The sequence below is a fragment of the Loigolactobacillus zhaoyuanensis genome (assembly GCF_003946385.1).
Lineage (GTDB): Bacteria > Bacillota > Bacilli > Lactobacillales > Lactobacillaceae > Loigolactobacillus > Loigolactobacillus zhaoyuanensis.
Map to the genome: position 1 here is coordinate 1 of NZ_RHOE01000076.1, position 9,895 is coordinate 9,895.

10 protein-coding genes and 1 other annotated feature are annotated in these 9,895 nt (G+C 44.3%); of the genes, 6 read left to right on the plus strand and 4 right to left on the minus strand.

Annotated features, from left to right (window positions below; all coding sequences use genetic code 11):
- Positions 1-198: 198 nt before the first annotated feature.
- The 4 genes from EKM76_RS11530 (at position 199) to EKM76_RS13505 (ending at position 2,887) form a co-directional block, all read left to right on the plus strand.
- Positions 199-420 (plus strand): hypothetical protein, encoded by a 222-nt coding sequence (locus tag EKM76_RS11530; RefSeq protein ID WP_164507647.1) that lies wholly within the window; start codon positions 199-201, stop codon positions 418-420.
- A gap of 204 nt (positions 421-624) precedes the next feature.
- On the plus strand, positions 625-1,836 hold the full coding sequence (locus EKM76_RS11535; protein WP_164507648.1) for a tyrosine-type recombinase/integrase: 1,212 nt from the start codon (positions 625-627) through the stop codon (positions 1,834-1,836).
- Positions 1,837-2,155: 319 nt separating this feature from the next.
- Positions 2,156-2,413, plus strand: a complete 258-nt coding sequence (locus tag EKM76_RS11540; protein WP_125550776.1) for a hypothetical protein — start codon at positions 2,156-2,158, stop codon at positions 2,411-2,413.
- A 330-nt stretch (positions 2,414-2,743) separates the two neighbouring features.
- Positions 2,744-2,887, plus strand: a complete 144-nt coding sequence (locus EKM76_RS13505; RefSeq protein WP_164507649.1) for a hypothetical protein — start codon at positions 2,744-2,746, stop codon at positions 2,885-2,887.
- Positions 2,888-3,350: 463 nt separating this feature from the next.
- On the opposite strand, the gene tyrS is transcribed toward EKM76_RS13505, so the two are convergent.
- The 3 genes from tyrS to EKM76_RS11555 all read right to left on the minus strand — a co-directional run bounded on the left by tyrS (position 3,351) and on the right by EKM76_RS11555 (position 6,101).
- Positions 3,351-4,604, minus strand: a complete 1,254-nt coding sequence (gene tyrS, locus EKM76_RS11545) for a tyrosine--tRNA ligase (RefSeq protein WP_125550777.1) — start codon at positions 4,602-4,604, stop codon at positions 3,351-3,353.
- A gap of 285 nt (positions 4,605-4,889) precedes the next feature.
- Entirely contained in the window at positions 4,890-5,531 is a 642-nt protein-coding gene (locus tag EKM76_RS11550; RefSeq protein WP_125550778.1) for a histidine phosphatase family protein, read from the minus strand.
- Positions 5,532-5,768: 237 nt separating this feature from the next.
- Complete coding sequence (locus tag EKM76_RS11555; protein ID WP_125550779.1) at positions 5,769-6,101, minus strand: thioredoxin family protein; 333 nt, start codon at positions 6,099-6,101, stop codon at positions 5,769-5,771.
- 186 nt (positions 6,102-6,287) lie between these two features.
- Between EKM76_RS11555 and EKM76_RS11560 the strand changes: the two genes are divergently transcribed.
- A complete protein-coding gene (locus tag EKM76_RS11560) occupies positions 6,288-7,484 on the plus strand; it encodes an acetate/propionate family kinase (RefSeq protein ID WP_125550780.1) in 1,197 nt (398 codons plus the stop codon).
- Positions 7,485-7,664: 180 nt separating this feature from the next.
- On the opposite strand, the gene EKM76_RS11565 is transcribed toward EKM76_RS11560, so the two are convergent.
- Positions 7,665-8,429 carry a zinc ribbon domain-containing protein gene (locus EKM76_RS11565; RefSeq protein WP_125550781.1) on the minus strand — a complete coding sequence of 255 codons (765 nt, stop codon included), beginning with the start codon at positions 8,427-8,429 and terminating at the stop codon, positions 7,665-7,667.
- Between the two features lie 268 nt (positions 8,430-8,697).
- Positions 8,698-8,930: a binding site (T-box leader), on the plus strand.
- Positions 8,931-9,022: 92 nt separating this feature from the next.
- On the opposite strand from EKM76_RS11565, the gene msrA reads away from it, so the two are divergent.
- On the plus strand, positions 9,023-9,559 hold the full coding sequence (msrA, locus tag EKM76_RS11570; protein WP_125550782.1) for a peptide-methionine (S)-S-oxide reductase MsrA: 537 nt from the start codon (positions 9,023-9,025) through the stop codon (positions 9,557-9,559).
- Positions 9,560-9,895: the final 336 nt, after the last annotated feature.

The following is a 9,895-nucleotide window of genomic DNA, read 5'->3' on the forward strand; positions in this document are numbered from 1 at the left end:
TGACTGTGGTATTCTGTTCTTGCATCAAGACAATAACCTCTTTCATTGTTTGTGTAGGAACATCAATGATAACAGAGATTTGTCTTGGTGTTTTTTATTTTATCAATTAGCTAAAAGTATTTGGCTAACTTGATTATAAAACGCGCGGATAGTAATCTATCTCGTTTCTATAAATTAGATGCTCAGCTTAGTTGGCGTATGAAAAAAGAAATAAAGAAAAATGGGCGTCCCACACTTAAACAAGCCTTGGAATCAAAAGCTGATAAACTACTCTTATTAGCCAAAGTCGATTGGAATAAGGACAACATTGAAGTCCTAGGTGATTTTTTAAGGAGAACATTAAAACCTAATGATGAGTTCCATACTACAACAAATACTCGACGGCTAATCCGAATTTATGACTTTGTTAAATACCAATAAAAAAGAGCCAGCCATAGATTTAGTTACTATTATAAAATAGCAACCGCACTAGGGGACCAGCTCAACATATGTACTACTGTATAGTATAAAATAGGCAACTTAATTTGTCAAAAATCTCTTTATCATGGAGATTTTTATTTTAAGCATTTTAGAACATACGTGCCCGTAAATTACAACAGACTTTGTTTACAAATGGAGGTAGCAATGGCTTATTATTATAAACGCAAAGGATCATGGTATTGGCGCATATCAAGAACAGTCGATGGAAAACGGAAGCCACTAAACTCAAAGGGCGGCTTTAAAATCAAATCAGCGGCTGTTGCTGAGGCGGAACAGGTTGAATTTGATTTAAAACACGGTAACTACGTAGAACAAACCGATCAAACATTCTTTTCCTACTATAAAGAATGGGTAGCGCGTTATAAAGATGGTAAACAGAGCCCTGCTACTGATGCTCATTACAAGGTAGTCGTCAGCATGGTCAAAAAGTACTTTTCTGACACTCTGCTATCCAAACTAAGCAGGGACGACTATCAGGATTTTATCAATGAATTCGGTAAAGGCCATGCTCCGTCTACAGTTGACAAGTATCATCACATGATCAAGGCCGCTATTATTGATGCCTTACACACCGGAAAAATAAAAAGTGATCCTACTTATCGCGTTACGATGACTGGTAACAAAGATCTCGAGCAGGCTGAGGAGGACAAGTTCATCCCATTTAATTTCTTTGGACAGTTAATGAGAGAAGCTGAGCGCCGTCTTAAACCAATTTATCTATCCAACTATGTCATCTTAACAATGGGCGCAACTGGCCTACGTATCTCCGAAGCGCTAGGCCTGACCTGGGACTGTGTTGATTTTGATAAAAACCAGGTCACCGTTAACAAGACATGGTTATATAATGAAAACCCGCAACACTTTGGACCAACGAAAAACAAGCAAAGTATGCGGACTATATCTATTGATCCACATACACTTAATATTCTAAGATCACTATATGATTATCAACAGACATTAAAGCAACATGTGAAAGACTTCAATCCAAATAATCACGTTTTTACCAAGCGTGACGGATTCCCAGTATCACCCGCAGGCGTGAATAAGCAGCTGATTAAATTAGAACTAGCTTTAGGGATGATCCACGTGATTGACAAGGTAGACAAAGTCACAATTTATGACCATAAATATACTTCTCACGCACTAAGACACACTCATGCGAGCAGCATGATCCTGACGGGACGAAATATTAAATTCATTCAGAAGCGACTCGGCCATGAATCAATCATAACGACTATGAATATATACGGTCATTTATTTGACGAAGTGCAAGCCAAAGAAGATGCTGCCAACAATAAAATGATGGCCACAATTTACGATATTCGGACACGAAAACAAATCGACCAAACTGCGTGATTTTCAAACTCTGCACACCATAGGTACACAGACAAGGATTTATACTAACACAGACCCTTGATGTAATAGTCTTGGCATCACAAAGGTCACAGTCCGTTCGGATCCATCAAAATGCTAGTCAAATAAAAATCATCAGTCAATGCCGCTATTTAAGCATTGACAGATGATTTTTTTATTTCACAGCGCTAATGACCGCGTTTTGACTTGCGGACAAAAATAAGGCTGACTTTATCGAACGTATGTTTGTATAATGGGTTTGAGGTCGTTAAGTAACTGCACCTAAACACCAACAAAGTTGCCAAATTTAGGAGGTAATCGCATGCATCTTCTAGAACTATATCAATGTGGTCGCATTTCATTTACAGAATTCCATCAGCGCATTTGGGCCGGCGCTCCGGAAAAGTTCATCGCCGAACTGGGGTACAAACAGTTTAGCTTTTATTTACTGGCTGGTCCCAACGAATTTTACGAAGACATCGAGACCAAGTTAAAAGTCATGTTGACTGCTGCCCCACCCACGATCCAGCTTGAGATGCGCGAATATATTAATTCGCTACTTGAAAATAAATCGGCGTGAACCACATGTAAATAACCTCTGACCGCAGTGATAAGGTGCTATTTTACTGCTGGAAAGTTGTTTTATAAGGGATAATTGGATTATGCGGTTGATGCCCACTACCTAAAAAAGGTATTATGTAGTGGTACCAAAGAGGGAGGTGGTTCCCTTGAGACACGCAAGGCACAAAAAAAGAAGCTTGCAGTCAGCTACTGTTGATCTAAAAATCAACTTAGGCTTTGCGAGCTTCACTGTGCATTTGGTCTTCGGTTAACCACGACTACATTAAGGGCGGTTGTGCCCGCCCTTTTTGGTACTTTTATTATATCATCAAATCTGGGGGAAAGTACAATGAGAAAGTCTAAAACGTTTAACGGCAAGCATGTTACGGCTACGGTTGAGTTTAAGACAAAGACACCCACGCATAAAGAAACCTTTATTATTGGTATCATCGTTGTAGTCTTGATCGTTCTACTTTGGTGGTGGTTTAAATGACTTTCTTGAACAAAAATAATATCACCCACTACCGTTAGTGGTGTATCTACGAATACCTTGAATCAAAACAAAAAAGTCACTGGCCGGCAACAACCGGCCATGGGGCTGAGTCTGATCCCATTTTCCGCACTAGTTTTCTTTATAGCATGGCGCAGCAGTTTAGTCATTACGTCAATGGTTCCAGCACTCAATCCGCTTTCATTATTTTATAAAGCTTCTATCATAAAATGTTCACATATTCTTGTTAAACTTATTTTATAGTCGTGGAGCCCCATCCTGGCTATACTACAACCCTAACTTTTTCATACTCCTCCAAGTAATGAAAAATCAGTCGATCGATCCTCCCAAATCGGTCGGCTAACCCTACTCCTGACCACTGACTTAATTAAGCCAGTGGTTTTTTTATGTCTGCGCAACGACAAAAAAGCTGCGCCAAAATTTGGCGCAGCACTGCAATCCTTATTTATTTAACGTGTGCTAAGAAATAACGTTTCTTACCGCGGCGGACAATGACGAACCGACCGTCAAAGTTAGCGGTTGGATCTAATTCAAACTCTACGTCGCGGATCCGCTGGCCATTAACCGTGATCGCGCCATTAGTGACGTCTTCGCGGGCTTGGCGCTTGGAAGGTTCGATCTTGGTATCGACTAACCACTGCACAATGTTCGCTTTGGCAGCTGACACATCAACGGCGGGCACATCATGAAAACCTTGTTCGATCTCTGCTGCAGTCAACGTGGTAACATCCCCAGAAAATAGCGCCTTGGAGATGTGTTCCGCCGCCACGACCGCCTGTTCACCATGAACAAAAGTCGTCACTTCTTGTGCTAACCGCCGTTGAGCTTCACGCTTTTCAGGCTCGGTGGCCACTTTTTCCGCCAACGCCGCAATTTCCGCCTGATCCAAGAACGTGAAGTATTTCAGGTAACGAACAACATCGCGGTCGTCTTGGTTCAGCCAGAATTGGTAGAATTCGTAAGGCGTGGTCCGTTCGGGATCCAGCCAAACTGCGCCGCCAGCCGTTTTGCCGAATTTAGTGCCATCGGCTTTTAGCATCAGCGGAATCGTCAAGCCGAAGACTTTAGCCTCCGCGCCTTCTTGCCGATGGATCAGGTCAGTCCCGGCGGTGATGTTGCCCCATTGATCGGCGCCACCAATTTGTAATTGCACATCGTTGTGCTTGAACAAATGTAGAAAATCGATCGACTGTAAAATTTGGTAAGTAAATTCAGTGTAAGAAATGCCGACTTCCAAGCGACTAGCCACGATTTCCTTATTCAACATCGTGTTGACGTTAAATAATTTACCGTAATCACGCAAAAAGTCTAACAAAGAAAGCTTCGATAGCCAGTCGTAGTTATCGACGATCGTAAAGTTATCGGTACCAAATAAATTAACCATTTGTGCAGTTAAATGCTCTTTATTTAGCTGAACTTGAGCCATTGTTTGCAAGACACGTTCGGAATTTTTCCCAGAAGGATCGCCGATCGCACCAGTACCGCCGCCGATCACGATCACTGGATGATGGCCGGCTAGTTGGAATCGTTTCAGCACCATGAAGGGGATCAAATGGCCAATGTGCAAGCTTGAGCCAGTGGGATCGACCCCACAGTACAGACTGATCGCCTTTTGCTGGGTCAATTCTTTAAGGCCGTCTTCGTCGATCACTTGATTGATTGCGTCGCGCCAAGTTAATTCTGCGATAATATCTGTCATGTTTTTTTCTCCTATTCTACAATTAAAGTGTTTTCACGTTAAAAAGCCATAAAAAAAGTCCCCGATCCATTGATCAGGGACGAAAATTTCCGCGTTACCACCCAAGTTATGGCCATTGCCACCACTCATACATGTAAACGACATGCGCGTCAACACGGCATTTCAAAGTTGTAATTCATCGACTTAGCTGCTATCAGTTTTCAGCCCCACTGACTTTCTGCAAGCGCACTAAGCGACTACTGGCCTTAACGTGTTCATTATCAAATTAGTTTCAATATAGCCTAGCTAAGCGAGCCTGTCAATAGCCGGCTGTAAGAAATTCGTATCGTTCCAGCGGTCCAACGTAAAACCAGCCCCTGGCGTGCCGTGTAAAACGCTGATGCTGGTATTATCCAATGGCGGTTGCGTCATGATCTCACTGATCGTCGCGCCAACTGCCGAGCGTACCAGCAAGGTCAGCATCGTGCCGTGACCGACAACCAGCAAACGCTGTTGGGGAAAGGCCGTTACCACTCGTTGCAAAAATGCTTGACCGCGGGCAACCACTTCGGTAAAAGTTTCACCGTGATAGCTCCGGGGATCATAATGCGCGGGATCAGTGAAGAAGCGCAACATATTGGGATCGCGCTTGCCTTCAGCAATCAAATGGCCTTCCCAATCACCGAAACTCATTTCATGCAACTGCTCAGCTACCTGCACAGTTGGCGCCGCCGCATTGGCCGTCAATACCAACTTAGCCGTGGTTTGGGCGCGCTTTTGTGGGCTGACAAAAACTTGATCAAAATGCACTTGCTGCAGTTCAAGTCCAGCTGCTTGGGCGCCGCTGATCCCCGCCGCCGTCAGCGGTGTGTCAACATGGGCCCCATTGATTTTGTCTTCTTGATTAATGACCGTTTGTCCGTGGCGAATAAAATAAAGTTCCGTCATTGCTGCCGCTCCTTTTCCAGAAAATTCTCTTCATATAGTTACATTATAGAATACAGTCACCGGTTAGTCATCCACTGATCGTAAAATTTCGCGGTCAACGCTAAATTAAATGCCCCACGTTCAGCGAAGTCGCCGGCTGACCAACTAAATCTAACGGCACAAAAATAGACCAAAAGTGATTTACACACGCCTGGTCTATTTTCTGTAAATGTACAACCGCATTATGCAAAGTTGTTGTTATTCAGCGGCAACGGGTAATTCGTTAATGAATGATTCCACCTGTTGCTTGGTTTTACGATCTTTGTTAACGAAGCGGCCAAGCTCTTCACCATCTTGATAAGCGATAAAACTTGGGATGCCGAACACGTTTAGTTCGATGCACAGATCAATGTTTTCATCACGATCAACACTTAAGAACGTGTAGTCTTTGTATTCCGCTTCGATATCAGGCATCGCTGGTTTAATAAATGAACAATCTGAACACCAACCAGCGGAGAAAAATAGCATGTATTTCCCGTTCTTAATTTTCTCGAGTAACTCTGCTTTTGTGACTTTAGGTAAGGCTTCCATGGCAATTGCTCCTTTGTGGTTATTAATTAACTAACTTCATTCTACTCATTTTTATTTAAAAAGCAATTTACTGACTTTTCGTAAGCGGATTTATTTACAAAAAGTGGTTTTAATATCTTTATCCATAAATATAGTTTATGATTACAATAAGAAATATTAGTGTTTGCCCGATTCAAGGAGGTTACTATGCAAAAAATTCTAACCATCAACGCCGGAAGTTCATCGCTGAAATGGAAGCTGTTCGCGCAGCCAATGGAAACTATTCTAGCCCACGGTTTAGTCGAACGGCTCAACCAGCCGGTCGCAAACTTTAAATTGACTACGCAGACAGAGAAATTTAGTCAGGCGCTCCCCGACCTAACTGCCGAAAAAGCCATCGCCTTGATCCTCGACAAATTAGAAACATTGGCTGTGATCAGCTCCCGCCAAGAAATCACTGCCGTGGGTCACCGCGTGGTTGCCGGCGGTGATGTTTTCAAACATGCAACTGTGGTCACGCCGAATGTATTGACGCAAATCCTGGCCTTAAGTGATTACGCGCCCCTGCATAATCCAGCAGAAGCCCACTACATCAAGCGTTTGACCGCCGCCTTACCGCAAGCGCAACAGGTGGCGGTTTTCGACAGCCAATTTTTCTTAAAAATGCCAGAAATGAACGCAATTTACAGTATTCCCTACGAATACACCCAGAAATATCACATCCGCCGTTACGGTGAGCATGGTATTAGCCATGAATACCTAGCTGATCGGGCTGCAACTTTGCTAGGCAAACCATTGGCGCAATTAAAATTGATCACGCTGCATCTCGGCAGTGGCGCCTCGATCACGGCCATCAAAGACGGTATCCCCTTTGATACTTCAATGGGTTTCACGCCGCTAACAGGCGTGACCATGGCAACGCGCGCCGGTGATACAGATCCAGCACTGGTACCCTTTTTACAAGAGAAATTGCAGCTGGATAGCACGGCAGTCGTGAGTGATATATTAAATACTAAATCAGGTCTACTGGGCATCTCCGGTATTTCAACGGATATGCGTGACCTAAAAGCAGCTGAGCAAACTAATCCGCGGGCTAAATTAGCGATTGATATATTTGTAAATCGCATCGTGAAGTACATCGGCAGTTACTATACTGAACTCGGCGGCCTCGATGCGTTGATTTTTTCTGGTGGCATTGGTGAAAATGATGCGGACCTACGCGCGCGAATTGTTCACAATAGCCGCGCGTTAGGCATAACCCTAGATGAAGCGCGGAACCAAAGCGTTAGCGAAGGTGCACTCAGCCCTGATCATGCTGCGGTTACAACATTATTGATCCCCACAGATGAAGAATTAGCCGTTGTTCGTCAAGTCAGTCAAGCGCTCAATGTTACACAAAGATGACATTTTCTAAATTAGCTAGTCAAGCAAATCAGGATATGTTAATATGAAATTGACTTAAAGTCACCCCCTGATAGGTCGCACACGACCTCGTAAACGGTATTATTCGATCATGACATATCTTATATTTAATTAGCAATTATACAAACATAGAAAAGCGCTAGCCAACTTGGCTGGCGTTTTTCATTTCGGCGGTGGTAACTGCTTTTGTGGTCGAAATGTCCGTTGCCATAAACGCGCTAACCAACTACGATGACGAGGTCGTGGTGCCATCGCTGCGCTAGTGGCGGCTGCCGCAGCACTAGTTGCAACGCTATCCGCTAACTCCCGTAGTGCCGCTTGATCACTTTGTAATTGGGCCAGCATCTGGTTGACCACAGCTTGGTTGCTTTGTACTTGTGCAACTAAAGCCGCTAAACTTTCGGTCCCAGCTGTCGCCGCGCTAACCGTTTCGCTGCTAGCCACATCGCTAGAGTTCACGGTTTGACTAGCCGCAGCTGACCAAGTATCGGTCGTGGTCGTTTGCCTTGTCCAGGTACTCGTCGCCGCTGGCTGCTTTGCAAAACTAGTCGGCTGGTGCGAAGTCGTTGCCGCGGCCGCATAATTGGGTGATGCTGGTTCAACGGCGACATGGCTAGCGGCCACTGCAGTCGCATCAAATTCCAGCACTTCTTCCGGCGCTAATTGGCGTGCCGCTTTGGCGACTGGCAGTGCTTCGCTACCGAAATCGATGGTCCCAAAACTAGTGCTCGACTCTGCGGCCGCCGCTGAGCTCAATGGCGGCTGCTGAATTCCGTGTGCTTGTCGATAAGCAACTAGATCATAGCCACAGTGCGCACAGGTACCCTCCTGCAAACTAACTGGTTGACCACAACTTGGACAAATAAACTCACCGACACCAAGACTCCCGAAATCTAATGCCCACATTTTTTTAGCAATCTGTTTCACCGCGCATCCCCACCATAAACAGTTTATGTTAAATTGATCATCGTACGCAGCCACCAATTAGCCAAAATGCTTGCAGGACTAATTATGGCGACTATCGTATATCCGATTTTATTTTACCATAAATTTGCCCCGCAACCGTCACTATGAGGGTTCTTTCTGAACTTTGTCTGTCTGATCAACTCTGCTTACAGTCAAAGTTCAGAAATAACCATTATGAGTAAAGCTGCTTGACTTATTTTTACAGCGCGCTAAAATATGAAGTAATCTTAAAAACGCATTGAAGAGGAAAGTACGAGATGGCGCGTGTTTAGAGAGCATCGATCAGCTGAAAAGATGCCACGACAAAATCAAGGAAAATGGCCTCAGAGCGGGTCGCGCAAACTGAGCGTGACAACGGTTAGCTGCCTGTTAGCGCAGCACATTTTTGCTTAAAGCAGAAGTGACTAAGTGGCAATTTCTAAAATTGTAATTAAGGTGGTACCGCGCGCAAGCGTCCTTTTTCGTGAATAACGGAGCAGGACGCTTTTTTTGTCGTTACCGCGTAACAAATAAGCCACACGAAATCAAAATCTTTAACATAGGAGCTGTTGAATATGAGTCAAAATAAAATTGCAATTTTTGCTGGTGGCTGTTTCTGGTGCATGGTACAGCCGTTTGATGAAACGCCGGGAATCGTTAGCGTCGTTTCTGGCTACACCGGCGGCCATGTGGCAAATCCAACTTATGAGCAGGTCAAAGCTCACACCACTGGCCACACAGAAGCGATCGCGATTACTTACGATCCGGCGATCATCACTTATCAGCAGTTGCTCGACCTTTATTGGCAACAAACCGACCCTACCGACGCCATGGGTCAATTCCAAGATCGTGGCGATAATTATCGGCCCGTTATTTTTGTGCAAAATGACCAGGAACGCCAATTAGCTGAAGCTTCCCGCCAGCAATTAGCGGCTAGTGGACGTTTTGATGCCCCGATCGTCACCCAGATCGAGGCGGTCCAGCCATTCTACCCGGCAGAAGCAGAACATCAGGATTACTATAAACGCTACCCAGAACGCTTTACTGCAGAAATTGCTAGCCGCGAAGAATTTACCGCTAAACATTGGCAAACGGCCACGCAGACACATTAATACTAGCCGCACAGGTCAAGCCGTCTGCAGCTTAGGACTTGCTAGGCAAATTCAGCGTCACGCCGCGTCATCTACGACCTGTGTTCACTATAACATAGAAAGTCGGTTACGGGAACTTACGTTTGCATTTGAAATAAACAACCTGACTTACTTAATTTAGTCGCCGCTAATGGTGGCTTTTTTTTAGTCGCGCGTTTTATAATCAAGTTAGCCAAATACTTTTAGCTAATTGATAAAATAAAAAACACCAAGACAAATCTCTGTTATCATTGATGTTCCTACACAAACAATGAAAGAGGTTATTGTCTTGATGCAAGAACAGAATACCACAGTCAG